This is a genomic window from Rahnella aquatilis CIP 78.65 = ATCC 33071 (assembly GCF_000241955.1).
Classification (GTDB): Bacteria; Pseudomonadota; Gammaproteobacteria; order Enterobacterales; family Enterobacteriaceae; genus Rahnella; species Rahnella aquatilis.
Window position 1 is genome coordinate 4,614,728 of the sequence record NC_016818.1, and the last position, 25,422, is coordinate 4,640,149.

The window sequence follows — 25,422 nt, forward strand, 5'->3', positions numbered from 1 at the left end:
ATGGATAATCATCAACAACCAACCTGCTTTGCTCAAAGCCTGCTGAGTTATTTGATCTGTGGCTTGCTGGCAGGACAACCGGTTTTCCCGGCGTTTGCCGCACCGACCCCTGCAAATGGGGCCACCGGTATCGATAAGGCCGGAAACGGTGTGCCGGTGGTGAATATTGCCACGCCCAACGGCGCGGGAATTTCCCATAACCAGTTTCAAAATTACAACGTCGGCAAAGAGGGGCTGATCCTCAACAATGCTACCGGTCAGCTAAACCAGACGCAGTTAGGCGGGCTGATTCAGAACAACACGAATCTGAAAGCAGGCCATGAAGCGCGCGGCATCATTAATGAAGTGACGGGCACGAACCGCTCACAACTGAACGGCTATACCGAAGTGGCCGGAAAAGCGGCAAACGTGATGGTGGCGAACCCGTATGGCATCACCTGTAACGGCTGCGGGTTTATCAATACACCGAATGCTACGCTCACCACGGGTAAACCGGTGTTCGATGCGAGTGGCAACTTACACTCCCTTGATGTCAAAAAAGGCTCCATCACCATTGAAGGCCAGGGGCTGAATGCCCGCGAGTCGGATGCGTTGTCGATAATCGCGCGCGCCACAGAAGTGAATGCACAAATTCATGCTAACGCGATGAACGTTATCGCCGGTGCTAACCGCGTGGATAAAAATGGCCGCATCACCGCGATTGCCGGTGAAGGCGCAGCACCCGTGGTGGCGGTGGATACCGGCGCACTCGGTGGCATGTACGCCAGTCGTATCCGTCTGGTTTCCAGTGACAAAGGCGTGGGCGTTAACCTTGGCAACCTGAACGCACGCCAGGGAGATATCACGCTGGATGCCAACGGCAAACTCACCGTGCAAAACAGCCTTGCCAGCGGCAGCCTGAATGCCAAAGGGGAAAGCGTTACGCTGAGCGGTGAACATAAAGCCAGTGGCAGTATGAATGTCAGCGGGCAGGACATTGCACTTAGCAATGGCACCTTTGCCAGCGACAACAACATCGCCCTGAACAGCGAGGGCAAACTGACGTTAAGCAACAGCCGTTTGACCGCCGGAAACAGCCTCAGTCTCAACGCACAAGATTTAACCCAGGATGGCCGCAGCAGCGTCAATACGGCGCGTGATATTTCAGCGCAGGTGGCGGGAACGATAACCAATCAGGGCCAGCTGATAGCCGGTAACAACGCCGCTATAAGCAGCGGTACCCTTTCCAATAGCGGAAAAATTGCTGCCAAAGGCACTACCTCAATAAGTGCCGTAAAAGCACTGAGCAACGCAGCGGGCAGAATACGGCCACGGGCAGCACGCTGACGGCGGGTGATAATGTGTCGATAACCGCCACGGGCGGCGATATCACCGCTATCGGCAGCCAGATTAAAGCCGGGCTGGACGTGGCGCTGAACGCGGCAGACGACATCAGCCTGATTTCCTCGCAGAACACACAGTGGCTGGAAGGAGAAAACAGCAGCAGCGGCGGCGCGATAGGAATGGGCATCGGCATGGGCAAGGACGGTGCCGGGATTAACATCTCCGCCAGCGGCAACGCCTCCAGGGGCAGCGAGAGCGGTAACGGCACGCAGCATAACGAAACCACCATCGACGCGGGCAACCGCATCAGCATTAACAGCGGCGACGGCACAACGATTGCCGGTGCGCAGGTGAGCGGCAACAGCGTGGTGGCGGATATCGGCGGCGACCTGATCCTCAGCAGCCTGCAGGACAGCGACTATTACGACAGCAGCCAGCAGAGCATCAGCGGCGGGGCCAGCTTCTCCTTCGGCACCATGACCGGCTCCGGCAGCATCAGTGCCAGTCACGACGGCATGGACAGCGACTACAACTCGGTCACTGAGCAGTCCGGAATTTATGCCGGTGACGGCGGTTTTGATATCACGGTCGGCGGGCATACCCAGCTCGATGGCGCGGTAATTGCCAGCACAGGGTCGGCGGATAAAAACCACCTTGATACCGGTACGCTGGGCTTCAGCGACATCGGCAATAAAGCGGAATACAGCACCGGACATCAGGGCGCGGGCATCAGCACCGGCGGAACTGTTGCAGAGAACTTTATCGGCAATATGGCGAACGGCGTTCTGGTCGGCGCAGGCGGTGAAGGTGAGGCATCAGGCACCACCAAAGCAGCGATTTCCGCAGGAACCATCACCATCCGCGACAGGGAAAACCAGCAGCAGGACGTGGCTGATTTAAGCCGTGACGTGGAACATGCCAACGGCAGCATCAGCCCGATATTTGATAAGGAGAAGGAGCAGAAGCGGCTGGAAATCGCGCAGGCGCTGGGCGACGTAGGCAGCCAGGCGGCAGATATCGCCCGGACGGCGGGCGAGATTAAAGGGCTGGAAAAAGCGAAAGCTGCGCACCCGGAACTGAGTGGCAAAGCACTGCTGGAGACAAAAGAGTACAAAGACACCCAGAAACAGTACGGCACCGGCAGCGATATCCAGCAAGGTATCAGCGCGGCAACGATGGCGCTTCAAGGGCTGGCGGGCGGTGATATGGCAGCAGCACTGGCAGGCGGTGCGGCACCGTATCTGGCAGAGCAAATCAAGAAACAGGTCGGCGAAGATAACGTTGCCGCCAATGCCATCGCCCACGCCATTGTCGGCGGTGTGATCGCAGAGCTTCAGGGACGTGACGCCGCAGCAGGCGCGGCAGGCGCAGCCACCGGTGAGCTAATCGCCCAGGTGCTTTATCCGGGCGTGAAGCATGAAGACCTGACGGAAACGGAAAAGCAGAAAGTCGTGGCACTGAGCACGCTGGCGGCCGGGCTGGCTGGCGGACTTGCCGGGGATGATACGGCGGGCGTTATTGCCGGTGCGCAGGGTGGGAAGAATGCGACGGAATACAATCACTTTAATCTGCCCTCAGGGATGATGGATTATATGGATACAGCAGGCTCGTGGAATCAGTTTGCGGTAGATAATAATCTCTCGCCCGAACAGATACAGGCCGGGCTGGATAAAATAGCGAAAGGAGATTTGCCGGAAGGAGCGAATATCACCAAAGCGATAGTCGAAGGTTATCAGGATGGCGTATTAACAGGCGCGGCGATATATCTGGGGCCTGCTGCTATGACAGGTAAAGCTATTGCCGGTGGGGTGCTGGCCTGGAGCGCAAACAGTGGTTATCAGTATTATGACCTGGACCAGCCGGGTAATGAAAATAAGTCATGGGATTATAAAGCGAGTGCGGCATCATTCGCGGCCGGGATGCTGGCACCGGGGCGGGGAGTCATAGTGAATACCAGTATCGGTATGGGTGGAGCCTGGTTCGCGGACGGGCTGGACGGTGCTTCACAGGCGGGAGCAGCCTTTGGTGGGTTGGCGGGTGGAACGTTTGGAAAATTGGCTCCTGTAGTTACAGATAGAGTGATAGGTAAAGATTTACCCGGTTTTATTTATGATTTTAGTGGTGGAATGATTTTTGAATTTACTAATGGAGCTATTAAGGATACATCAAAAAAAGATAATCAGCAGGTAGGGCAATGATGGCTAAATTCATCTTGAAATATAGTTTATTCTTTTTATACAGCTATTTTTTTTGCATAGCCTCACTGTTGCTGATTGGGTTGGCTATCTCAGGCGTATATTATTTTTCAAATGGAATATTTAACTTCTCGGTTTCGCAAGTAAAGAGAGCATTATTTTTCGGATTTATTGGTGGCTCAGGAATTTCATTAGGCACGGTACTATTCAATACAATCGATTGGTACAACGCCCGTAAAAAGCCCCCAACCGATCCTAATGAATGACTTTCACAAACGCATATCTCGGTTGCCTGCGCCGGGATATTTTTCCGCTCACTCAGCAAGCCGGATCATCGTTATGAACAACGACTCGGTCACTGAGCAATCTGGTATTTTTGCCGGTGACGGCGGCTTTGATATCACGGCAGGCGGGCATACGCAGCTTGATGGCGCGGTAATTGCCAGCACAGGTCCGGCGGATAAAAACAGCCTCGATACCGGTACGTTAGGCTTCAGCGATACCGGCAATAAAGCGGCAAGTGCAACACCCAAAGCAGGGCAAACACCCTGCTTTGGTTTTAAAACAGATCAGCGTTCTTCAGACAAATACATTTTACGCAGGTAATGCGGCACGGCATCGTCAGCATTGGAGCCGATGATTTCGGCATCCGGCATGGCGGCTTTCAGACGTGGTAATGAACCGCTCATCAGACAACCTTTACCGGCCATCGTCAGCATTTCCAGGTCATTCAGACCATCACCAAAAGCGATGCAATCTTTCAGCGAATAGCCCATCAGTTTGGAGACATATTCCAGCGCATGGCCTTTTGATACGCCGCCTGCCATCACTTCCAGACACACCGGCAGTGAGAAACTGACGTTCACACGGTCGCCCCATCGCGCATTGATGGCTTCTTCAAGCGGCAGCAGTTTTTCGTGATCTTCACAGGTGAAATACACTTTGCAGATGCCGTCAGTTTCCAGCAGACCCGGTTCATACAGTTTGTATTTAAAAACGGATTCGCGGAAAAAATCATCCTGATCGGCACGGTCACGGTTCATGTACCAGTCATCGTTGCGATAAACGTTGGTCAGAATATCAGGATTGTTATGCATAATGCCGAACAGGTCTCTGGCGATGTCTTCATCCAGATTATGCGAGAAAATCAGATCCCCGTCGGTGTTATGCACACGCGCACCGTTGGAAGTGATCATGTACGCACTGATTTCCAGATTGTCGCGCATCTGCGCCACGTCGATATGGTGACGCCCGGTGGCGAACACGAAATGCACGCCGCGCTGCGTCAGCAGTTTCAGCGTCTCTTTGGCGAACGGGGTCAGGGTATGATCAGGTGATAGCAGCGTGCCATCTAAATCGGAAGCAACAACATGGTACATAGCGTTAGGTTCTAACCTCTGATGGAGTTGTGCGCGGCGAACCGCGGATTAATTCTGTCGCGCAAAAAAGCGCATGATAGCGTCCAGCGCCTGTGCCCTCAGGTCGTCCCGTTCAAACAGGATCTCATGGCGCGCGCCTTCAATGACCCGCGGTTTTTCCCCTTCACAAGGGTGCCCCGCAACAGCCATGGCCTGACAAAAAGCAAGGTGGGACCGGTTATCCACTACACGGTCTTCGCTCGCCTGCAATAACAGTACAGGAGTGGTGATTTTTTCAGCTTCTTTCAGGATATGCATCCCCGCCTCAATCCCTTCACGCACCCAGTGATAGGTTGGCCCGCCGACCTGCAACTCCGGGTAATCGGCATAAAATCGCAGATTACGGCGATAACGTTCACGGCTGTGTGTCAGGCGGTTGACCACAAAGGGTAATGGCCGCCAGTGGCCGGTACCGAGCGCATAACCGTCGCGGCGCAGCGGACGGTTCTCCGCCCAGTTGAGGATGCGGCGGGAAATCCAGCCCGGCATCGGCAAATAAATACCGGTCATCGGCGCGAGCAACGCCGCCGCATCAAACTTGCCCGGATTCTTCGCCAGAAACAGCGCCAGAATTGCACCGCCCATGGAGTGTGCCAGCGCGAACTTTTTCACGTACTGACGTGGGGCAATCTCCAGCTGATAAAAACTTTCAAAATCTTCGACATAATCATCAAAGTGCTTCACGTGACCACAATGCGGATCGTCGAGCATTCGCCCGGAGCGCCCCTGACCACGGTGATCGACAATCATGACATCATAGCCGCAATGGAATAAATCGTAGGCCACTTCAGGATATTTTACGTAGCTTTCTATACGCCCCGGTGACACCACGATGACTTTATCATGCGCGGGGGAACAGAACCGGACGTAGCGGATCGGGACATCGTCAACGCCACTAAACTCGCCTTCTTCGCGCGTACGCCAGAAATCCAGCAAAGGTCCGGTCGCAAAGGCGGAAAACTCCTTCTCTCGTGTTAACCACTTCGCAAAATTCACAGGCATTCAATGATCCAACGTCGTCAGGCAGGGAGGAGGAAAGTGTTATTTGTGAGCTATAGCGCAATTATAAACATTGGCGTATTGTGCCATAAAACAACATAAAACGTATTCAGGGAGTCTCGCAATGACACTGGACTGGTGGTTAACCTACCTGCTCACCACTTCTATCTTAAGTTTATCCCCTGGCTCCGGTGCCATTAACACGATGAGTACCGGCATCAGCCACGGCTATCGCGGGGCGGTAGCGTCAATCGCCGGGTTACAGCTCGGTTTATCCATCCACATCGTGCTGGTCGGTATCGGGCTGGGTGCGCTGATCTCATCATCGCTGATGGCCTTTGAAATTCTCAAATGGCTGGGTGCGGCGTACTTAATCTGGCTGGGTATTTGCCAGTGGCGCTCTGCCGGTGCGATTGACCTGAACGCGCTCGCCAGCAGTATGCCGCGTCGCCGTTTATTCAAACGCGCGATTCTGGTGAACCTGACCAATCCAAAAAGTATTGTTTTTCTCGCCGCGTTATTCCCGCAGTTTATCATTGCGCACCAACCTCAGGCTGCACAATACGTGGTACTCGGCGTCACTACCGTCGTTGTCGATATCATTGTGATGATCGGCTACGCCACGCTGGCCACCCGCATCGCCGGTTGGGTGAAAGCCCCGAAACAGATGCAGTTGCTGAACCGCATCTTCGGCTCGCTGTTTATGCTGGTGGGCGTCTTGCTGGCCAGTGCCAGGAAGGTTTGATTCCTCCGAATGCAAAAAGGGCCCGGCATACACCGGACCCTTTTTTATTAACGGGCTACTTCGCTCAGCGGTTGATGATTAAAGCAACACCAAAGCCTGCAAACACTACACCCGCCACGCCATCAATCCATTTCGCTAAACGCTGATAACCGCGGCGCATTTTTGGCAGCGCGAAGACCAGCGCCACTAATGAGAACCAGGCCAGGGTTTCAACGACAATCAGCAGGAATATGCCCAGACGTTCGCCACCGCTGACGCTGTCGCCCACGAACATCGAGAACACGCTGCCGAAGTAAATCACGGCTTTCGGGTTAGAAAGATTGGTCAGCAGCCCGCGCATAAAGGTGCGGCCACGGGCAGGCAGTGCCACCGGTGTTTCATCGCCATTCAGCTTTTTAGCCCGCGCTGATTTCATCAACTGCCAGCCCATCCAGCACAGATACAATCCGCCACCGATGGTGATAATCTGATGCAGCCACGCCATTTTCTGCAGAATCAAATGTAACCCCATCAGCGCAACGGCTGCCCACACCAGTACACCCAGCGTAATACCAATCACACCCATCATGGCTTCTTTCCGCGACCGGCTGGCGGCGGTCTGTGAGACAAAGAAGAAGTCCGGCCCCGGACTCATCAGCGCGATCAAATGAACCATCGCCACCGTCAGGAATAGCATCAGCATGATTAACTCTCTGTGTTATGTGTAGGAAACAAAATTCTTATTCGTCGCCGTTATCGATGTGATCGCGGATCATCGCCATAAATGGCCGGCCGAATTTCTCCAGCTTACGCTGACCAACGCCGGTGATGTCCAGCAAATCGCTGGCGCTGACGGGCAGATGTTCAGCCATTTCCAGCAACGTGGTGTCGTTAAATACGACATACGGCGGCACATTGTTGTCATCCGCCAGTGACTTACGCAATTTGCGCAATTTGGCGAACAGCTTGCGATCGTAATTCCCGCCGTACGTTTTCTGGCTGGCACTGCTTTTAATCTTCAGCGTCTGAATACGCGGCACTGCCAGTTGTAACGGGATTTCACCACGCAATACCGGGCGCGCCGATTCCGTGAGTTGTAACGCCGAGTGCATGGCAATATTTTGTGTAATCAGCCCGAGATGGATCAGCTGACGCACCACGCTGGTCCAGTGTTCATTGCTGTGTTCTTTGCCGATGCCGTATACAGTCAGCTTGTCGTGGCCGTATTCGCGGATACGCTGGTTGTTGGAACCGCGCAGCACTTCAACGACATAGCCTAAGCCAAAGCGTTGCCCGACGCGCGCGACCACTGACAGCGCCTTTTGCGCATCCAGTAAGCCATCGTAGCGTTTTGGCGGGTCAAGGCAGACGTCACAGTTACCGCAGGCGTTCTGTTTACCTTCACCGAAGTAATTGAGCAGCACCAGACGGCGGCAGGTTTGCGCTTCCGCAAAGGCATTCATGGCATTCAGTTTGTGGCGTTCAACATCCTGTTGCGCGCCCGCCGGTTTCTCTTCCAGACAGCGGCGCAGCCACGCCATATCGGCCGGATCGTAAAGCAGTACCGCTTCGGCAGGCAGGCCGTCACGCCCTGCCCGGCCCGTTTCCTGATAATAAGACTCGATGGTCCGCGGAATGTCGAAGTGCACCACAAAACGCACGTTAGGTTTGTTGATGCCCATCCCGAAGGCCACGGTGGCGACCACAATTTGCAGGTCGTCACGCTGGAAACCTTCCTGCACGCGGGCACGGGTGTCGTTATCCAGCCCGGCGTGATACGCGCCGACGCTCAGCCCGCGACTTTGCAGGCGGGCAGCAGTGTCTTCCACTTTGGCACGGCTGTTACAGTAAATAATGCCGCTTTTGCCGCGCTGATCCTGCACGAAGCGGATCAGCTGATCGAGCGGTTTAAATTTTTCCACCAGCGTGTAGCGGATATTCGGGCGATCAAAACTGCTGACCTGAATCAGCGGGTCGTTCAGCTCCAGCAGGCGGACAATGTCATTACGGGTGGCTTCGTCGGCGGTCGCAGTCAGGGCGATCACCGGCAGTTGCGGATAACGCAGTTTCAACTGGCCGAGCGCGCGATATTCCGGGCGGAAATCGTGGCCCCATTGAGAAATACAGTGGGCTTCATCGACGGCAAGCATCGCCGGATTCCACTGTTGCAGTTGTTCGAGAAAATCGCCCATCATCAGACGTTCCGGCGCGATATACAGCATTTTGATACGTCCCGCGCGACAACCGGCCATGACGTCAAGCTGTTGCTCACGGGTTTGCGTTGAGTTCAGGCAACCGGCTTCCACACCCGCCGCCATCAGTTGATCCACCTGATCTTTCATCAGCGAGATGAGCGGTGAAACGACCAGCGTCAGGCCGTCCATCACCAGCGCGGGAATTTGATAGCACAGCGATTTACCGCCGCCTGTTGGCATCACTACCAGACAATCCCGGCCAGAAATGGCGGTATTGATGATAGTTTGCTGGCCTGGTCTGAATTGCTGATAACCGAAGGTATCGCGTAATACCTGATGAGCCAGCTCTTCTTTGTTTATCACTGCCGCCGTAGACACTCAATTCCCCAACTGTTCAAACCACCCGGCTAAACCCGAAAGCCGCCGGGGCTGTACTGCATCGACATCGACTATACTCTGCATAATTACGGATGCAGCCAACGCAAGTGCAACCCGAAGTATGGCGCAATTACATGATGTCGTTAAGCATAATACCTACACCGATACGGGTCTGCTTATGGTTATAGTCGATCAATGACTCGCCGTAACCACTGAATACCTGAGTATAGAAGCGAACCTGTTTAGAAATCGGATAGCTCCAGCCGGTGGTCGCACCGCCGTAACCGGTATTCCAGTTGTAACGACTTTCCACGCTGAACACGCTGTCACCCCACGCATAACCGACTTTCAGACGGTAATAGCCCATGTACTTGGTGATGTCCGGGTTGTCGTCATTTTCATCGCTTTCAGGAATGCGATACCAGGGTTTGAGATCAACCTGCCAGTTGCCATGTTGCGCCATGAAACGGGCATACACCCGGTTCCAGCTACGGGATGTCGGATCGGAACGGCCGTTAGACTGGTGGCTGACGCCATATTCCGCTTCGCGTAACGTCCAGCCGAGGAAATCATAATCCGTCGCCCAGGCCAGGAAAAGTTGTGGCTCGTAGTTGGTCTCACGAAATGGTGAAGACTGTCCGCTGTTGGAAAGCTGCCAGAATGATTTTTGCGTGTAAGACGCGCCGAGCACCGAGTTATCTCCGGCCAGGCCACGCCATAACGGGAACGCCAGGCTGAGCTGGAACTCGACTTCATCATGACGTGCTTTATCCGCCCAGTCGTATGACTGAATGGCTTTCTTGTTGATATTGCTGGTATCAGTATAAATCAGGTAGTTCGGTTCGTAAGGATATAACGTGAACGGGTTGTCGTGCTCCTGCAACATATTCGCAATAATACTCCCGCGTACCGCAGGTTTATCATGCACTTCCTGCACAGTGGCCTCTGCGGCATGTCCCAGTATTGGCATCGCCAGCATGGCGGCTCCGACAGCCCAATTTTTACGCATTATTCCTTACCCTCACCCTAAAGTTATCGATTAATTATTTTTGAAAATATGCCGTCTGCCCGGCCAACCCTGCGCTGACTAAAATCCGCAAATCTCAAAGCAGGGCATTTTACACACAAATACATTTCTACATGAGTACTGAATACATTTATCCTTCGCTGTGTAGAAATCCTGCTTGCCCGCACCTAAAATCAACACTTCGTTAACTTTTTCGGCGAACATACTGTCCACTCGTTTTCGTCAGGAATTCATTCATGTCTGCTTCATCTCTCAGCCACGAGGCTGCCCTGCAACTGATCGGCAATATCTTCGTTTATGATATGCCGTTTAACCGTGAACTGGGCCTCGAGCTGAAACGCCTCGACTGCGATTATGCTGAGCTCAAATTCACCAATCAGACCCGGCTGGTGGGTAACGCGGCGCAAAAAATTTTACACGGCGGCGTGATTGCTGCGGTGCTGGATGTCGCCGCCGGTCTGGTTTGTGTGACCAGTTCACTGATCCGCCGTGACAAACCTGATCACCCGCTGCTGGAAGCCGAAATGCGTCAGCGTTTATCCAGAATGGGCACCATCGATTTACGCGTTGATTACCTGCGTCCGGGCCGTGGCGAGTATTTTATTGCCTCGGCCAGCCTGATCCGTGCCGGGAATAAAGTCTCCGTGGCGCGCGTGGATTTGCACAACGACACGGGAATTCACATTGCGACCACCACGGCGACGTATATGGTGGGCTGAGTTCAGGTAAACTCCGCTTCTTTTGTTACTCTTTTTTCAGGTATCCACATGGACGCACAACGTACCCGGCAAGGTGTTATTTTTGCCTTTATCGCCTATCTGATCTGGGGGATCGCGCCGGCGTATTTCAAACTCATCAAACAGGTGCCGGCGGATGAAATTCTCACTCACCGGGTGATCTGGTCATTCTTCTTCATGTTAGTACTGCTGTCCGTCAGCCGCAGCTGGGGAGATGTCTGTCAGGTATTCACACAACCTAAGAAAGTCGGCATGTTACTGATTACCGCCCTGCTTGTCGGTGGGAACTGGCTGATTTTCATCTGGGCGATTAATCATAATCACATTCTGGAAGCGAGCCTTGGCTACTTTATCAATCCGCTGGTAAATGTGGTGCTCGGCATGCTGTTTTTGCGTGAAAGATTCCGAAGTTTGCAATGGTTTGCCGTGGCGCTGGCTTTCGCCGGGGTACTGGTACAGGTCTGGGTATTTGGTTCCGTGCCGGTCATCGCCATCGGGCTGTCCCTGACGTTCGCCTTTTACGGCCTGCTGCGTAAAAAAATTGGCGTGGATTCGCAAACCGGGATGCTGATTGAAACCCTCTGGCTGCTGCCGGTCGCCGGGATTTATCTGTTCTTTATTGCCCGCAGCCCGACCAGCAATCTGGCCGCGAATCCGTGGTCTCTGGATCTGCTGCTGATGGCGGCCGGGATTATTACCACCATTCCGCTACTGTTCTTTACCGCCGCTGCTGCCCGGCTGAAGCTGTCCACGCTGGGCTTTTTCCAGTATCTCGGCCCAACGCTGATGTTCCTGCTGGCCGTGGTGTTTTACGGTGAAACCGTCAACGCCTCACAACTTATCACCTTCGGCTTTATCTGGGTGGGTTTGCTGTGCTTTATCAGCGATGCGCTCTATACACAGGGGCGTTTAAGACGAGGAAGACGCGCTGCGTGAGATAAAGCGCGCCATCGCGGGGCCGGTTACCAGGATGGTGATCAGACGCAATGTCTGCATCGCCATCACAAAACCTAAATCCGCATGACTGCCCGCCGCAATAATCGCCACGGTGTCCAGCCCGCCCGGGCTGGTGGCCAGATAAGCCGTCAGCATATCGACGTGCAGAAGTTTGGTCAGCACCCACGCCATTCCCCCGCAAATCAGCATCAGCCCGATAATTGAGGCAATCATCTGAGGCAGCGTACGCAAAGCCAGTTTGAAAATCGGAGACGTGAAGCGCAGCCCGACACTCCAGCCAATCAGCGTGTACGCCATCGCCAGCAGCCATTCCGGCACTTCTAACGCGACCGTTCCGGTGGAATGCAAAACCGCGCCGACCATGGCCGGAAGCAGCAGCGCGCCGGAAGGGATACGCAGGCGCGGCCCCAGCCAGACACCGGCCACTGCCAGAAATAGCGTGGCAAAGAAACGCCAGGTGAGCGGCGGGAACCAGACTACCGCTGCCGCCAGCGACGCGCTGTCGCCCATCGCCATGCGGGCGACAAATGCGGCAGCCGTGGCAACAAACAACACGCGCAGATATTGCATGAACGCGACCAGACGGACATCCGCACCGAAATCACCGGCCATCGCGACCATGGCACTGGCACCGCCAGGCGATGAACCCCACGCGCCGGTCGGACCGGGCAACTGGCTAAAACGCACCAGCAGCCAGCCGGAAAGCCCGCTGGCGAGCAGTGTGGCTACCAGCACCATCAGTACCAGCGGCCAGTCATTAAGTAACGGCGGCAGAATGGAAGGCGACAGACTTTGCGCGATCATACAGCCCAAAATACCCTGAGATATTTTGAAAAACAGCGGATGAATACGCACGCTGGCCCCCGTCAATCCCATGACCACGCCGACAATCATCGGCCCGAGCAAAAGCGCAGCAGGAACGTGGAAGGTTTGAAAAATAATGCCCAGAAGCAGTGAGGAAACGACGAGGATAAACCACTGCCCCACCGGAACCATCCTTTCCATCAGCATGGTCGGTTATAACCAGTTTTTACGTTTGAAGTACAGGTAAGGTGCCAGTCCGGCGAGGATCATCAGCGCAATCGCCCCCGGATAACCAAATGACCATTTCAGTTCCGGCATGAATTCGAAGTTCATCCCGTAACTGGAAGCCACCAGCGTGGGTGGCAGGAAGACCACCGAAACCACCGAGAAGATCTTGATGATGCGGTTCTGTTCGATGTTGATAAAGCCCATCGCCGCCTGCATCAGGAAGTTCACTTTCTGGAACAGGGATTCGTTGTGCGGCAACAGGGATTCGATATCGCGTAACACTTCGCGCGCCTGTTCCAGCTGACCGGCAGGTAAACGGGCTTTACGCACCAGGAAATTCAGCGCGCGCTGGGTATCCATCAGACACAAACGTACTTTCCAGCCGATATCTTCCAGCTCTGCCAGTGTGGAAAGCGCGGCGTCATATTCATCGCCCTGATGCCCTTCCATGATCACGCGGCTGAGTTTTTCCAGATCGCTGTAGATATTTTCGATTTCATCCGCCAGTTGTTCGATTTTAGTTTCGAACAAATCCAGCAGCAGTTCATAGGCGTTGCCATCAACCAGCGTCTGGTTGCGGGCGCGCATACGGTAGAGACGAAACGCCGGTAATTCGCGCTCACGCAGGGTATACAAACGCCCTTCGCGCACGGTAAATGCCACGGTGCTGTTACCGGCATGATCTTCGGCATCTTCGTAGTAAAAGAAGGAGTGAATGTGCAGACCGTCTTCGTCTTCAAAGAAACGTGCCGAAGCTTCGATGTCGTCCAGTTCAGGACGTGTCGCCAGGCTTTGCCCTAATTCGCTTTGAACGCGCTCACGTTCCAGATCGTCGGGTTCGACCAAATCCACCCACAATGAGGTTTTGAGGTCATCTGACTCGTCCAGCTCTAAACGGGATAAGCGGCTGTTTTCTAATTTAAAAGCACTCAGCATGTGCCCGTTCTCCCAAGAATGACAGAAAGTGGACAACGCGTTGAAGCACAGAAAATCACGGGGTGAAAAGTGTCACCGGCGTAATTCAGACCAAATTCAGATCTGACTCACAGCGACAGAACGGGGGTCGCTGACAACCACTAAGGCCATCAGCAAAGAGGAGGGCCTTAGAAGTGGTACCTAATGAACAGGTTATTGAGCCAGTATCTACTGGGTGTGTCCAAGGCGAAGTTCCTCATTGATAATAGTGCGCGCATGTTACGCCGGGAATAAAAAGACTGTCAACCGCGAACAAATCTATTCTGGCAACATTTATGCATAAAATTCAGGCGGGCCTGTTCACCTTTTGCAGCTTATCGGCTGAGGCTTTTTTGGCTACACTCAACATCCTGATCTCCTCTCACTTTTCAGATACCCAAAATGATTAAGCAGATTAACCAAGATACGTTATGCGACCTGATCACCCAGGCGGCGCATTCGCCGCGACTGCGCCAGAATCTGAATATGCATCCGGCACCGGAGGACGACGTACAGCGTCTGGCTATCGCCATGGAACCCGGCACTTATGTGCGCATTCACCGCCATCCGCACACCTGGGAAATGCTGACCGCGCTGCGTGGCCGCTTTCTGGTACTGATTTACGATAACAGCGGTAAAGTCACCGACCGTCTGTGGCTCGGCGCAGAAACCCTTCTGCTGGAAATCCCGGCCAATACCTGGCACAGCGTATTATCCCTCGACGAAGGTGGCGTGATTTTTGAAGTGAAACACGGTGCTTATCAGCCGGTGCAGGAACAGGATTATTTGCCAGGCACCCCGCCGGAAGGCGAAGAAGGCGTAAAAGAAACGCTGGAATGGTATGCGAAAGCCGAAGTGGGTGAAACTTTTAGCCTCTGACCTTTCGGCTCCTCCCCCTGCGAAGGGGGAGGATGGGAGGGGGTTTTACAGACAAAACAGGAGATTAAGCGCGCTTAAACGTTGGTTTTTGACCTTAATACCCCACCCCAACCCTCCCCTTCGCAGGGGAGGGAGTTAAAAATCAGACGGCTTCGAGACGGGCGTAGGCGGCGACCAGCCACTTAATCCCTTCCCCCGGAAACGCCACCTGCAGACGGCTGTGTTCGCCGCTGCCTTCCATGTTGACGATGGTGCCTTCGCCGAATTTAGGGTGCATAACGCGCTGGCCGAGTTTGAAGCCGGTGTCGCTGACGCTGGTGGGCGTGCCGACGCTGCGGTTGCTCATCGGGCGTGATACGTTGGCGCGCATCCTGACTTCTTCGACACAGTCTTCCGGCAATTCGCCGACAAAACGTGACGGACGGTGAGACACTTCTTTGCCGTATAAACGACGGGTTTCCGCGTAGGTCAGGGTCAGTTTTTGCATGGCGCGGGTGACGCCGACATAGGCCAGACGGCGTTCCTCTTCCAGACGCCCGCCTTCTTCCAGCGACATCTGGCTCGGGAACATGCCTTCTTCCATGCCAACGATAAACACCTGCGGGAACTCCAGTCCTTTCGCCGAGTGCAGCGTCATCAGCTGCGTGGCATCCTGATTGGCGTCCGCCTGCCCTTCGCCCGCTTCGAGCGCGGCATGGGACAAAAACGCCTGCAACGGCATCAAATCTTCGTCTTCATCCTGATAGCTGAACTGACGCGTCGCCGTCACCAGTTCCTCTAAGTTTTCAATACGAGCCTGACCTTTTTCGCCTTTCTCCTGCTCATACATGATGAACAGGCCGGAATCTTTGATCACCCGGTCAGTCTGCACATGCAGCGGCATATCTGACGTTTCATGCGCCAGTGCGTCAACCAGCTCGGTGAAGCGTTGCAGTGAAGACGCCGCACGGCCTGCCAGCACTTTTTCCTGCAACAGCGCGCGCGTGGCCTGCCACATGGTCATCTGGCGGTCACGCGCCGTCTGGCGCACCACATCCAGCGTGCGGTCGCCAATGCCGCGTGTCGGTGTGTTCACTACGCGTTCAAATGCAGCATCATCATTACGGTTAGACATCAGGCGCAGATACGCCAGCGCATCTTTGATTTCCTGACGGTCGAAGAACCGCTGCCCGCCGTAAATGCGGTAAGGCATCGCCATCTGCAATAACGCTTCTTCCAGCACACGCGACTGGGCGTTGCTGCGGTAAAGAATGGCGCAGTCTTTCAGCGCACCGCCGTTGTCCTGCCAGGTTTTGATGCGGTTAACCACAAAGCGCGCTTCATCCAGCTCGTTAAATGCGCAATACAGCGAAATCGGTTCGCCTTCGCCGTCCTCGGTCCACAGGTTTTTCCCCATACGACCATTGTTGTTTTCAATCAGCGAGTTGGCGGCTTTAAGAATGGTGCTGCTCGAACGGTAGTTCTGTTCCAGACGAATGGTTTGCGCATTCGGGAAATCTTTCAGAAAACGCTGGATGTTTTCGACCTGCGCACCGCGCCAGCCGTAGATCGACTGGTCATCGTCGCCGACGATCATCACGTTATTGTTGTCACCCGCCAGCAGACGGATCCACGCGTACTGAATGCTGTTGGTGTCCTGGAATTCGTCCACCATCAGGTTGGTAAAACGTTCGCGGTAATGTTGCAGGATATGCGGCTTGTTCAGCCAGAGTTCGTGAGCGCGCAGTAATAGCTCGGCAAAGTCCACCAGCCCGGCGCGGTCACAGGCTTCCTGATAGGCCTGATAAATGCGCAGCCAGGTCGCTTCAACCGGGTTGTTGTAGGTTTCGACATGCTGCGGGCGCAGACCTTCGTCTTTTTTGCCGTTGATGTACCACATCGCCTGACGCGGCGGCCATTGTTTATCGTCGATGTTCAGCGCTTTGATCAGGCGCTTGATCAGACGTATCTGGTCGTCGCTGTCTAGGATCTGGAAATCCTGCGGCAGGTTGGCATCTAAATGGTGCGCACGCAGCAAACGGTGCGCGAGACCGTGGAAGGTGCCAATCCACATGCCGCCCTGACTGGTGCCAATCAGCTGGTCGATACGGTGGCGCATTTCTGCCGCCGCTTTGTTAGTAAAGGTGACCGCCATAATGGAATACGGTGAGCACTTTTCGACCGCCAGCAGCCACGCGATGCGGTGAACCAGTACGCGGGTTTTGCCACTGCCTGCCCCGGCCAGTACCAACAGATTGCTGCGCGGCGCGGCCACGGCTTCACGTTGTTTTTCATTCAGGCTGTCGAGCAGGTCAGAAACGTCCATAGGCACCGTTTGTCAGGATGAGAAAAGCACTCCCGCGAAAATTATCGCCGCGAATGCATTTCTACTGTGAATTTATACAGAGTAATTTAAGAAGGGATTATAGCAATGCTGTCAGCGATGCCAACTGCGAAATCTCAATATGCGGCAACAGACGGGCATCCTTAATGTGTATCAGGTTGCCTTCACGCAAATTAATCCAGCACGATTGCATACCGCAACGCACTGAGCCCGCGACGTCTGTCGTCAGGTCATCACCGACGTGAAGAATGTTTTCCAGCGGAATATCCAGCTTCATCGACGTTTTTTTATACATGTCGGCGTACGGTTTTGCACGGCCATGATCGCCCGCGCGCAATGTAAACTGGAAGTATTGTGCCAGACCACAGGCGTGCGGATCGGCATTGCCGTTGGTGATAGCGACCAGCGGCCAGCGCTCAGCCAGCGCCGCCAGCGCGTCGTGGTTTTCCTGCGGAACATAAATCCGGCTGCGCCACTTCGCGAAGGTTTCCATGGTGGCTTTGGTGCCCTGTTCAGCCTCACTGCGACTCAGGCCGGCACGGGTCATTGCCAGTAAAACTGCCTGACGGCGCCATTCGGTGACATCGTGATAAATCTCCGCATCCTGCGCCAGTAATTCTGTGCGCATCAGGCGGACAGCATCCGGTGCCATATCCGCCAGTGCCGGGTGGAAACCCTGCATGAATTTCAGTGTTTCGGTATCGGTACGGCGGATAACGTCGTAATTGTCATACAGCGTGTCGTCTAAATCGAAGGTGATCGCTTCAATGCGTTTCAGCGGACGATAGAACTTCATCAGGATTTTCCTCGTTTTGCGCGGGGATGCGCGGCGTCGTAAACCGTCGCCAGATGTTGAAAGTCGAGGTGGGTATAGATTTGGGTGGTGGACAGATTTGCGTGCCCCAGCAATTCCTGTACCGCGCGCAGATCCCCGCTGGATTCCAGCACATGCGTGGCAAAAGAATGGCGTAGTTTATGCGGATGAATATGGCTGTTAACGCCCTGCTTCACGCCCCATTCAGCAAACCGTTTTTGTACGTTACGCGCAGAAATACGGTTGCCTTTGCTCGACAAAAACATCGCGTCATCCTGCGGATTAAAATCTGCCCGGCGTTCCAGCCAGTGGCCAAGCCAGGTGACGGCAGTTCGCCCGATCGGGACTTTGCGTTCTTTGCTGCCTTTACCCAACACACGTACTTCGCCGGACGCCATATCAATATGTTTGCAGTCGATACCCACCAGTTCCGAAAGACGCAGGCCGCCGCCATACATCACTTCCAGCATGGCGCGGTCACGCACCGAAAGCGGATCATTGAGATCAATTTCCAGCAGTTTATTCACTTCATCGACATCAAGATTTTTTGGCAGATGTTTGGGTGAGCGCGGCGTGGAAATGCCTTTGGCAGGATTGGCGCTTAATACGCCCTGACGCACCAGCCAGTCAAGAAAGCTGCGCAGCGAAGACATCCGCAGCGCCAGACTGGACGGCCCTAAACCGGCGCGTTTGCTGCGCGCCAGTAACATCCGCACTTTCGGCGCATCGAGTTGCTGCCAGTGAGAAATGCCTGTCTCGGCGGAGATGGCGATCAGGGCTTCTAACTGGCGGCTGTAATTGGTGGTCGTGAGCGGGCTGAGCTGACGCTCGACGTGCAGGTAACGCAGAAACGCCTCGACTGCGGGATAAAGAGGCGATTCGGTGTGATTCATACCCGTTCGATCCAGCGTTCCAGCAGGCCAGGTAACATTTTTGCCAGCTGGTTGAGTAACACCGTGCCCATGCCGGGCTGATAATGCTGAGGATCACGGCTGCTGAAAATCAGCACGCCCAGCTCACCCTGTTCGCCCATCAGCGACAGTGCGACGGACCCCACCGCTTTCGCCTGCGGTAATAACAGCAGTAATTCCGGGCCGTTCAGGCCGCCGAGATAATGCGGCGTTTCACCCAGACGCTGGATGCGCATGGATTCAAATGCGCTGCGGCTTAACGCGAGATGGGTGAAATCTGATGGCGCGCCGATGCGCCAGCCTTCACTGAACAAGCGCACATTGGCACCTGCCAGCCCCAGACTGCGCGCCCAGCGTTGCAGACGGTTAAGCATATCCTGCAGACTGCTGGCCGCCGCAAGCGTGGCCTGGAGTTCGATCATCCGCCCGAACAATGCTTCGTTGACCGAAGCCTGCTCCATCAGCAACGTAATCTCTTCTTCAAGCTGAGCAATCTGATGACGCTGACGTCCGAGTTGCCATTCAACCAGCGAAATACTGCCTTTCACCGGATGCGGTACGTGCATTTGTTCGACGCTGCGCGCATTGCGAATAAAGAAATCCGGGTTTTGCAGCAGGTATTGCATCACGCTGTCGTCGTCGAGCGCTGTCACCGGTTCAATCTGGTCATCAAGATTGTTCATAGATGAATAAATCCGTCGTAAACATGAGTGGCAGGTCCGGTCATATATAACGGATAACCCGGCCCTTTCCAGCGAATGTCGAGGCTGCCTCCCGGCAGTTCCACCTGAACTTCTTCTGCGAGTAAACCTTGCTGAATGCCGACCGCCACAGCGGCACAGGCACCGCTTCCGCACGCCTGTGTTTCACCGGCACCCCGCTCGTACACGCGCAATTTTACGCTTTCCGGGCTGAGGATCTGCATGAAACCAACGTTCACGCGCTCGGGGAAACGCTCGTGGCTTTCCAGCATCGGCCCGAGAACCTCGACTTCCGCTGTCAGCACATCATCAACCTGTAATACGCAGTGCGGGTTTCCCATCGACACCACACCGCAAAATACTGTGCGCTCTTCAGCACGCAGAATATAGGTCTTTTCCGGTTTCGCTGCACGGAAAGGCACCTGCTGCGGCTCGAAAACCGGCTCGCCCATGTTGACCTGCACCTCTTCATCTTCGGTGACAGTCAGCACCATGCGACCGGTTTGTGTACTGACGCGAATATCGCGTTTGTTGGTCAGACCTTTGATACGAACAAAGCGGGCAAAACAGCGCGCACCATTGCCACACTGTGCCACTTCGCTGCCATCCGCGTTAAAAATGCGGTAATGGAAGTCTAATTCGGGATCGTAAGGCGGTTCCACCACCAGTAACTGGTCAAAACCTACACCACGGTGACGGTCAGACAAACGACGGATCAACTCAGGAGAAAAATAGACATTTTGAGTGACGGCATCAACGACCATAAAGTCGTTACCCAGGCCGTGCATTTTGGAGAACTGCATAACTGACTCCGTTTACCGCTGGTCAAATCCAGTCGCGATGATCCTTTAAGGAGAGGGTTCCGGCAGCATTGCGCGAAACCCCCGGCAATCTGAATCTGCCGGTCAATCTCTGGAATTCGTCGTGAGGTTTTCTGGTGATACACCTTTTTCCTGCGACGAACCATCGTTCGCCGTACCCGGAACATTGCTGGTTTTTTGCGTAGCTGATTTTTCCGGCGGTGGGAAATACAACGGCCCTTTCAGTCCGCAACCGGAGAGAGAAAAGAGTATTGTCGCGGCCAGAGACCAGCGTAAAGCGTTTTTCATTTTATGAATGCCCGTAATTCATGCGACCAAGCTCTCTATAATCGCAGGTGGATCATGAAAAGCAACAGGAATCGACAAATCCCCCGGGCACATTTTCAGGGTTTAAAGCGCAGGAAAGCCGGATAATCTGCCGCATGTCCGTGATACGGACACCTTTTCTAATGTAACTGGAATTGTTGCTTCAGACGCGAAGGTTCTGCGTCGCTTTCAGGCAAGGTGGCGCAGGCAGCAGAGAGCGCGTTGCTGCGAAAAGGGATGACCTGAATCCGGTCATCGAGCGATACAATCTGATAGAACTGCGGCAGGTTGAAGTTTATAAAGCTTGAGCCGTAGGTAAACCGGTCGTGGGAAGACGAATAGAACCGGCTGACATCACGCACCAGATCTTCTTTGCTGCCTTCGCAGTGGTGATAAACCTCAACACGGTTGGATTCATCAAGAATGTAGATATTGAAGCCGATGTCGTCCGAACTGTCTTCAAAGAAGAACTGAATGATCCCTTCGCTGGCGTAGCCGTCAATCACTGCCGGCAGATGCGCCTGATCGGTCTGCAATTTCACCGACAAACCGTGCAGTTTGTTGTTGGAAATCGCGCCATAAAATTCAATCGCATTCTCCAGCTTTTGCACAGAAACGCTGAGACGTTCAAAGAACAATCCCCAGGTTTGTCCTGCAACACGCACGGCTTTGAAACGACCAGGTTCGAGGCGTTTGCTCGACAGGCGAAGCTCAATGCATTCCGACACCAGTTGTTGAATTCGCGTACGGATAAGGCCGCGTAAATGCTGGCTGTAGCAGAACACTTCCACTGATTCCGGCGGCGCGGCGTCCTGGTGCATTTTGCCCAGAATAGTTTTCAGCGCTTCCAGCACCGCCTGTTCACCACTGAAATGCAGCGTACGTACTTCATTCCATGAGTTGCGATAAAGCAGGTCAATACTGCCGACCATGCATTGCTGATTCTGCCCGAAGCTGAAGACATCCAGTTTACGGAAATCAAAATGCACCACCTGATTGCGGAAAGCGGCGGTCGGATCATGTTCCAGATTAACGATAATCGCTAAGTGACGAATCTCGCACGGGCTGTACAACGCTTTTGGCGTCGGTGCCGCCAGACGCAACGGGAAGTTGTGCGAGACATCCGCCACCAGTTCGCGCAGTTTAGCGATATCACACAAGCTGCCACTTTTAATATGCAGACGAGTAGTGGATGTCAGCAGGCCGTTGAAATAGGCCCACGCCACGAGTTTGTTCAGATAGCGGTTATATTCCAGCGGCTGATGGCTGACGATAGATTCCATCGACGGCGACTGATTATACAGATACCAGCCGGTGCGGTTCGCACGGCCAATCGGCACATGAATAAAGGTTAAATCGCTTTCTGACAGATCAGGGGAAATCTGTGGATTCACCAGCGTGACTTTGCCCGGCAGCGCTTCAAACGCGGCGTACAACTTACGGGTCAGCACGCCGATATCCTGCGGACTGGCACTGACGCTTAAATTGTTGCGACGGGCAAAACGGATCAGGTTGCGATAGCTTTGCATCATGGCATCAAGCAGTTCGTTATGCGCTTCGCGCACACGCTCGATTTTCCAGTTCGCCCGGTTATCCAGCATTGCCAGACGTTCTTCATCCCATCCCCATTCCGCCACCAGCTGACTGAGAATTTCACGACGCCAGCCGACCGACGCCCGTGCGCGGGAGAGTTTTTCGCAGACTTTTAAATAGAAACAGCGGCGGACTAAATCAAGGCGGGTGAAATCTTCGATCTGGGTGAGATAACGGGTCACGCGGTCGAGCATCATACAGTAGGAATCAAGCCCGAAGCAGACGATCTCGCCCTGATGCAGGCGTTGTTTAATGTCCATCGCCAGCAGTTGCGTTTTAGGGTATTCCCAGGAGTACGTTTCCAGCAGCAGCGTTTTGAGCACCGCTTTATAAGGAGAATCGATACTTTTATACAACTGCCACAAACTCGCGCCGAAATACTCTTCAGCTGACAACGTACTCAGGCCACCGAGATCAAGCCATTCGTTTGGCGTCAGTGCGCCCTGGGCGTACAGCGAAAGCACATATTCGTCGTAATGCGCTTCTTCTTCACCCGGCACCATATTCCACAGAATACGCTTACCGGCCAGGCGGACGGCGGTACGGTAGAATTCGTCGAGTAATAAGATGTGCTGCGTTGAGCCGCAGTCTTCACCGCCCAGGCTGCCGCTTTCATTGTGGCGGAAGCGGTTTTCGTCGATCAGGAAGAAGCTGACTTCTACGCCCAGCGAGGCGGCCCATTTTTCTAACAGGCTGCATTTTTGCTGCAGGCGGTTGCGTTCTTCGTTATCGAGCCATGACTGATGGCAAACCCAAACATCCAGATCAGAGCTTTGACTCTGGCCGATAGAAGAGGTGCTGCCCATGGAATATACGCCGGTGATCGGCAATTCACCTTTCAGCAGAGGCTCGAGCGCGCTGCCCCATTTATCTTCAAGGTCAGTCAGGTAGGTTTGTTGGGATTCATCAGGCGTGAAAACACAGATACCATGCGGAACCTTGCCTTCAAGGTATCCCGGCATCAGAGGGTGATGTTGATGTAAAAAGACAGGAAGCAGCTGATAGACCTGTTGAAACGCAGGACCCATGGCTGCCAGCGCACGATCGACTCGTAACTGGTTGATCGCATCCAATCTTTGCTTCAATGTCTCGATGTAGAGGTACAAGACGTTTCGCCTGATTATACAGTGTCTGGAAAGAACCCCGTTCCAAATCCGTCATTTATGGTGATGCTTATGCTTTGAACAACCACAGTTGTGCAAATAGTTGACGAATAATTGCTGGAAACGTGATCAATTTAACACCTTGCTGTTTGACCGTAAAGAAAGTAACGCACCACAATTACTCTTCCGCTTCTCTGGATTTTACCGTCTGTTCCGCAACGGAACAAATCTCTTCAGTGCCCGTTAACCTTCTTTTACGAATGGCTTCTTACGCTGACAGCTTTCTATTGTCAGTGGTAGGATGGTCACAGAGACAGTTAAACGGTAACAAACATGGTAGACAAAATCATTCGAATTGCCACCCGCCAGAGCCCGCTGGCTTTGTGGCAGGCACAATATGTTCAAAGCCGGCTGATGGCCTGTCACCCCGGTTTGCAGGTGGAACTGGTGCCCATGGTGACCAAGGGCGATATCATTTTAGATACCCCTCTGGCGAAGGTTGGCGGCAAAGGTTTGTTCGTCAAAGAACTTGAACTGGCAATGCTTGATGGCCGTGCGGATATCGCCGTGCATTCCATGAAAGACGTGCCCGTGGAGTTCCCGGAGGGTCTGGGACTGGTCACTATTTGCGAACGCGAAGACCCGCGCGATGCTTTCGTCTCTAATCAGTACACCCGTCTGACGGATTTGCCACACGGCAGTATTGTCGGGACATCAAGCCTGCGTCGTCAGTGCCAGCTGCGTCAGAAACGTCCGGATCTGGTGATTCGTGATTTGCGCGGCAATGTGGGCACCCGCTTGTCCAAACTCGATAACGGTGAATACGATGCCATTATTCTGGCTGTCGCTGGCCTGAAACGTCTGGGTCTGGAAAACCGCATCACTTGTGCGCTGACACCGGAAGAGTGTCTGCCCGCTGTAGGACAAGGTGCCGTCGGCATCGAATGCCGCCTTGATGATCAAACCACCCGCGACTTGCTGGCACCACTGGCGCACCGCGAAACCACAGTACGCGTGCAGGCTGAACGGGCAATGAATATGCGTCTTGAAGGGGGATGTCAGGTACCCATCGGCAGCTATGCCGAGCTGGAAGGTGACGAACTCTGGCTTCGTGCGCTGGTCGGCGCACCGGACGGCAGCCAGATGGTATGCGGTGAACGACGCGGTCCGTCCGCTAACGCTCACCACATGGGTATCGACCTGGCAGAAGAACTGCTCGCCAACGGCGCGCGCGAAATTCTGCATGAGGTCTATCAGGGGAACGCGCCAAAATGACCATTCTGGTCACCCGCCCCTCTCCGGCAGGAGAAGCACTGGTCAGCCGGCTGCGCGCACTGGGCCGGGTTGCCTTCCATTCCCCGCTGATTGATTTTGCACCGGGGAACCAGCTCGCATCGCTGCCGAACCTGCTATCCTCATTAAATCAGCAAGATCTGGTGTTTTTGCTCTCGCAGCATGCGGTCAGTTACGCTGACCGGGCTTTGCGTCAGTCCGCCACAAACTGGCCGGACACCGTGAATTATTTTGCCATTGGTCGCACCACGGGCCTGATTTTCCACCGGGTCAGCAGCCTGCCTGTTCTCTATCCTCAGGATGGCGAAACCAGCGAAATGTTATTGAATCTTCCGGCATTGCAACGCATACAGGGCAAAAAAGCGCTGATATTGCGTGGTAATGGCGGACGGGAATTGTTAGCCGAAACGCTGACAGAACGCGGGGTCGATGTGACTTACTGCGAATGTTATCAGCGCAGCCCGGTTTACTACGATGCCAGTGAACAGAGTGCGCTCTGGCAACGGGCCGGAATTGATACGCTGGTCGTGACCAGCGGAGAAATGCTGCAACAGCTGTATCAGTTAGTTCCTGATTACTACCGACATTCATGGTTACTGCGCTGTAATCTGGTGGTGGTCAGTGAACGTTTAGCAGCCCTCGCCCGCCAGCTTGGCTGGCGCGCAATTCGGGTTGCTGAGAATGCAGACAATGATGCGCTGATCCGCGCATTACAACTACCTGACTAAGGGATGTGCCA

Annotated in this window: 21 protein-coding genes and 2 pseudogenes; 9 read left to right on the forward strand and 14 right to left on the reverse strand. The window is 54.2% G+C overall.

Annotated elements, in window-relative coordinates; all coding sequences use genetic code 11:
- The 3 genes and pseudogenes from RAHAQ2_RS26255 to RAHAQ2_RS26260 all read left to right on the forward strand — a co-directional run.
- Window positions 1-2,882: pseudogene (locus RAHAQ2_RS26255) on the forward strand (two-partner secretion domain-containing protein); the annotation flags it as partial.
- Between the two features lie 635 nt (window positions 2,883-3,517).
- The gene (locus tag RAHAQ2_RS20885; protein ID WP_015699112.1) at window positions 3,518-3,784 is read left to right on the forward strand and encodes a hypothetical protein; all 267 of its coding nucleotides are present in this window, start codon (window positions 3,518-3,520) and stop codon (window positions 3,782-3,784) included.
- Window positions 3,785-3,866: 82 nt separating this feature from the next.
- Window positions 3,867-4,034: pseudogene (locus RAHAQ2_RS26260) on the forward strand (hemagglutinin repeat-containing protein); the annotation flags it as partial.
- 53 nt (window positions 4,035-4,087) lie between these two features.
- Here RAHAQ2_RS26260 and yigL read toward each other — a convergent pair.
- On the reverse strand, window positions 4,088-4,897 hold the full coding sequence (yigL, locus tag RAHAQ2_RS20895) for a sugar/pyridoxal phosphate phosphatase YigL (RefSeq protein WP_015699113.1): 810 nt from the start codon (window positions 4,895-4,897) through the stop codon (window positions 4,088-4,090).
- 48 nt (window positions 4,898-4,945) lie between these two features.
- A complete protein-coding gene (gene pldB, locus RAHAQ2_RS20900) occupies window positions 4,946-5,938 on the reverse strand; it encodes a lysophospholipase L2 (RefSeq protein WP_015699114.1) in 993 nt (330 codons plus the stop codon).
- 121 nt (window positions 5,939-6,059) lie between these two features.
- Here pldB and rhtB point away from each other — a divergent pair, with 121 nt between their 5' ends.
- Entirely contained in the window at window positions 6,060-6,680 is a 621-nt protein-coding gene (gene rhtB / locus RAHAQ2_RS20905; protein ID WP_015699115.1) for a homoserine/homoserine lactone efflux protein, read from the forward strand.
- A 64-nt stretch (window positions 6,681-6,744) separates the two neighbouring features.
- On the opposite strand, the gene rhtC is transcribed toward rhtB, so the two are convergent.
- The 3 genes from rhtC to pldA form a co-directional block, all read right to left on the reverse strand.
- Window positions 6,745-7,362, reverse strand: a complete 618-nt coding sequence (rhtC, locus tag RAHAQ2_RS20910) for a threonine export protein RhtC (RefSeq protein ID WP_015699116.1) — start codon at window positions 7,360-7,362, stop codon at window positions 6,745-6,747.
- 37 nt (window positions 7,363-7,399) lie between these two features.
- Window positions 7,400-9,232 (reverse strand): ATP-dependent DNA helicase RecQ, encoded by a 1,833-nt coding sequence (gene recQ / locus RAHAQ2_RS20915; RefSeq protein ID WP_015699117.1) that lies wholly within the window; start codon window positions 9,230-9,232, stop codon window positions 7,400-7,402.
- A 130-nt stretch (window positions 9,233-9,362) separates the two neighbouring features.
- Window positions 9,363-10,241 (reverse strand): phospholipase A, encoded by an 879-nt coding sequence (gene pldA, locus RAHAQ2_RS20920; RefSeq protein ID WP_015699118.1) that lies wholly within the window; start codon window positions 10,239-10,241, stop codon window positions 9,363-9,365.
- 254 nt (window positions 10,242-10,495) lie between these two features.
- Between pldA and RAHAQ2_RS20925 the strand changes: the two genes are divergently transcribed.
- Together RAHAQ2_RS20925 and rarD are read left to right on the forward strand one after the other, a co-directional pair.
- The gene (locus tag RAHAQ2_RS20925) at window positions 10,496-10,978 is read left to right on the forward strand and encodes a thioesterase family protein (protein WP_015699119.1); all 483 of its coding nucleotides are present in this window, start codon (window positions 10,496-10,498) and stop codon (window positions 10,976-10,978) included.
- 48 nt (window positions 10,979-11,026) lie between these two features.
- Complete coding sequence (gene rarD / locus RAHAQ2_RS20930; RefSeq protein WP_015699120.1) at window positions 11,027-11,932, forward strand: EamA family transporter RarD; 906 nt, start codon at window positions 11,027-11,029, stop codon at window positions 11,930-11,932.
- On the opposite strand, the gene RAHAQ2_RS20935 is transcribed toward rarD, so the two are convergent.
- Window positions 11,906-12,949 (reverse strand): AbrB family transcriptional regulator, encoded by a 1,044-nt coding sequence (locus tag RAHAQ2_RS20935; RefSeq protein ID WP_420802821.1) that lies wholly within the window; start codon window positions 12,947-12,949, stop codon window positions 11,906-11,908. The genes rarD and RAHAQ2_RS20935 overlap by 27 nt on opposite strands.
- A 21-nt stretch (window positions 12,950-12,970) precedes the next feature.
- Complete coding sequence (gene corA / locus RAHAQ2_RS20940) at window positions 12,971-13,921, reverse strand: magnesium/cobalt transporter CorA (protein WP_015699122.1); 951 nt, start codon at window positions 13,919-13,921, stop codon at window positions 12,971-12,973.
- Between the two features lie 420 nt (window positions 13,922-14,341).
- Here corA and RAHAQ2_RS20945 point away from each other — a divergent pair, with 420 nt between their 5' ends.
- Window positions 14,342-14,818 (forward strand): WbuC family cupin fold metalloprotein, encoded by a 477-nt coding sequence (locus tag RAHAQ2_RS20945; protein ID WP_015699123.1) that lies wholly within the window; start codon window positions 14,342-14,344, stop codon window positions 14,816-14,818.
- A gap of 142 nt (window positions 14,819-14,960) precedes the next feature.
- Here the strand turns inward: RAHAQ2_RS20945 and uvrD are convergent, their stop codons facing one another.
- From uvrD to RAHAQ2_RS20975, 7 genes are all read right to left on the reverse strand, one after another.
- Window positions 14,961-17,123 carry a DNA helicase II gene (uvrD, locus tag RAHAQ2_RS20950; RefSeq protein ID WP_015699124.1) on the reverse strand — a complete coding sequence of 721 codons (2,163 nt, stop codon included), beginning with the start codon at window positions 17,121-17,123 and terminating at the stop codon, window positions 14,961-14,963.
- Window positions 17,124-17,220: 97 nt separating this feature from the next.
- Complete coding sequence (yigB, locus tag RAHAQ2_RS20955; RefSeq protein ID WP_015699125.1) at window positions 17,221-17,937, reverse strand: 5-amino-6-(5-phospho-D-ribitylamino)uracil phosphatase YigB; 717 nt, start codon at window positions 17,935-17,937, stop codon at window positions 17,221-17,223.
- Window positions 17,937-18,848, reverse strand: coding sequence for a tyrosine recombinase XerC (xerC, locus tag RAHAQ2_RS20960; protein WP_015699126.1), 912 nt, complete (start codon window positions 18,846-18,848; stop codon window positions 17,937-17,939). Before xerC ends, yigB begins: the two co-directional genes overlap by 1 nt.
- Window positions 18,845-19,549 (reverse strand): DUF484 domain-containing protein, encoded by a 705-nt coding sequence (locus RAHAQ2_RS20965; RefSeq protein WP_015699127.1) that lies wholly within the window; start codon window positions 19,547-19,549, stop codon window positions 18,845-18,847. The genes xerC and RAHAQ2_RS20965 overlap by 4 nt, the downstream gene beginning before the upstream one ends.
- Window positions 19,546-20,370, reverse strand: coding sequence for a diaminopimelate epimerase (gene dapF / locus RAHAQ2_RS20970; protein WP_015699128.1), 825 nt, complete (start codon window positions 20,368-20,370; stop codon window positions 19,546-19,548). The genes RAHAQ2_RS20965 and dapF overlap by 4 nt, the downstream gene beginning before the upstream one ends.
- A gap of 102 nt (window positions 20,371-20,472) precedes the next feature.
- Window positions 20,473-20,676: an LPS translocon maturation chaperone LptM gene (gene lptM, locus RAHAQ2_RS25215; protein WP_015699129.1), complete on the reverse strand. Its 204-nt coding sequence runs from the start codon at window positions 20,674-20,676 to the stop codon at window positions 20,473-20,475.
- 158 nt (window positions 20,677-20,834) lie between these two features.
- A complete protein-coding gene (locus RAHAQ2_RS20975; protein ID WP_015699130.1) occupies window positions 20,835-23,393 on the reverse strand; it encodes a class I adenylate cyclase in 2,559 nt (852 codons plus the stop codon).
- A 330-nt stretch (window positions 23,394-23,723) separates the two neighbouring features.
- Here RAHAQ2_RS20975 and hemC point away from each other — a divergent pair, with 330 nt between their 5' ends.
- Both hemC and hemD read left to right on the forward strand, forming a co-directional pair.
- Window positions 23,724-24,665 carry a hydroxymethylbilane synthase gene (gene hemC, locus RAHAQ2_RS20980; RefSeq protein WP_015699131.1) on the forward strand — a complete coding sequence of 314 codons (942 nt, stop codon included), beginning with the start codon at window positions 23,724-23,726 and terminating at the stop codon, window positions 24,663-24,665.
- Window positions 24,662-25,411 (forward strand): uroporphyrinogen-III synthase, encoded by a 750-nt coding sequence (hemD, locus tag RAHAQ2_RS20985; protein ID WP_015699132.1) that lies wholly within the window; start codon window positions 24,662-24,664, stop codon window positions 25,409-25,411. The genes hemC and hemD overlap by 4 nt, the downstream gene beginning before the upstream one ends.
- Window positions 25,412-25,422 lie beyond the last annotated feature (11 nt).

Excerpts from the sequence above, each read along its gene's own strand:
- pldA (WP_015699118.1), bottom strand. The coding sequence starts at position 10,241 with ATGCGTAAAAATTGGGCTGTCGGAGCCGCCATGCTGGCGATGCCAATA.
- RAHAQ2_RS20925 (WP_015699119.1), top strand. The coding sequence starts at position 10,496 with ATGTCTGCTTCATCTCTCAGCCACGAGGCTGCCCTGCAACTGATCGGC.
- yigL (WP_015699113.1), bottom strand. The coding sequence starts at position 4,897 with ATGTACCATGTTGTTGCTTCCGATTTAGATGGCACGCTGCTATCACCT.
- uvrD (WP_015699124.1), bottom strand. The coding sequence starts at position 17,123 with ATGGACGTTTCTGACCTGCTCGACAGCCTGAATGAAAAACAACGTGAA.
- yigB (WP_015699125.1), bottom strand. The coding sequence starts at position 17,937 with ATGAAGTTCTATCGTCCGCTGAAACGCATTGAAGCGATCACCTTCGAT.
- rhtB (WP_015699115.1), top strand. The coding sequence starts at position 6,060 with ATGACACTGGACTGGTGGTTAACCTACCTGCTCACCACTTCTATCTTA.
- hemC (WP_015699131.1), top strand. The coding sequence starts at position 23,724 with ATGGTAGACAAAATCATTCGAATTGCCACCCGCCAGAGCCCGCTGGCT.
- RAHAQ2_RS20885 (WP_015699112.1), top strand. The coding sequence starts at position 3,518 with ATGATGGCTAAATTCATCTTGAAATATAGTTTATTCTTTTTATACAGC.
- dapF (WP_015699128.1), bottom strand. The coding sequence starts at position 20,370 with ATGCAGTTCTCCAAAATGCACGGCCTGGGTAACGACTTTATGGTCGTT.
- hemD (WP_015699132.1), top strand. The coding sequence starts at position 24,662 with ATGACCATTCTGGTCACCCGCCCCTCTCCGGCAGGAGAAGCACTGGTC.
- rarD (WP_015699120.1), top strand. The coding sequence starts at position 11,027 with ATGGACGCACAACGTACCCGGCAAGGTGTTATTTTTGCCTTTATCGCC.
- RAHAQ2_RS20945 (WP_015699123.1), top strand. The coding sequence starts at position 14,342 with ATGATTAAGCAGATTAACCAAGATACGTTATGCGACCTGATCACCCAG.
- RAHAQ2_RS20935 (WP_420802821.1), bottom strand. The coding sequence starts at position 12,949 with ATGGTTCCGGTGGGGCAGTGGTTTATCCTCGTCGTTTCCTCACTGCTT.
- xerC (WP_015699126.1), bottom strand. The coding sequence starts at position 18,848 with ATGAATCACACCGAATCGCCTCTTTATCCCGCAGTCGAGGCGTTTCTG.
- RAHAQ2_RS20965 (WP_015699127.1), bottom strand. The coding sequence starts at position 19,549 with ATGAACAATCTTGATGACCAGATTGAACCGGTGACAGCGCTCGACGAC.
- pldB (WP_015699114.1), bottom strand. The coding sequence starts at position 5,938 with ATGCCTGTGAATTTTGCGAAGTGGTTAACACGAGAGAAGGAGTTTTCC.
- corA (WP_015699122.1), bottom strand. The coding sequence starts at position 13,921 with ATGCTGAGTGCTTTTAAATTAGAAAACAGCCGCTTATCCCGTTTAGAG.
- rhtC (WP_015699116.1), bottom strand. The coding sequence starts at position 7,362 with ATGCTGATGCTATTCCTGACGGTGGCGATGGTTCATTTGATCGCGCTG.
- lptM (WP_015699129.1), bottom strand. The coding sequence starts at position 20,676 with ATGAAAAACGCTTTACGCTGGTCTCTGGCCGCGACAATACTCTTTTCT.